The organism is Streptomyces sp. SID11385, assembly GCF_010548245.1.
In the GTDB taxonomy this organism is placed as follows: Bacteria; Actinomycetota; Actinomycetes; order Streptomycetales; family Streptomycetaceae; genus Streptomyces.
Map to the genome: position 1 here is coordinate 1 of NZ_JAAGLR010000173.1, position 263 is coordinate 263.

Consider the following 263-nt stretch of genomic DNA (forward strand, 5'->3'; position numbering starts at 1 on the left):
CCTGGGTGTCGTCGTCCAGCTCGAAGCAGCTGACCGGGTTGAGGAGGAAGGAGACGGTGATCCGCACCATCAGTTCGGCGACCGGTGTCGGATCACTGGCCGGCCGGCCCTCCGCGCGCCGGGCGTCACGCAGCCGGTCCGCCAGGTACCCGCGGATGGCGAGGAGGGCCGGTCCGCTCTCCAGGGTCAGGAACGGCAGCATGGTCTCGGGTTCCAGCCTCAGCAGACCGCCGATGAGCGGATGCTCACGGATGTGCCGGAGC

General features: G+C 70.0%; 1 pseudogene. It reads right to left on the reverse strand.

Annotated elements, in window-relative coordinates:
• A pseudogene (locus tag G3I42_RS05315) lies at nucleotides 1–263 on the reverse strand (TetR/AcrR family transcriptional regulator); the annotation flags it as partial.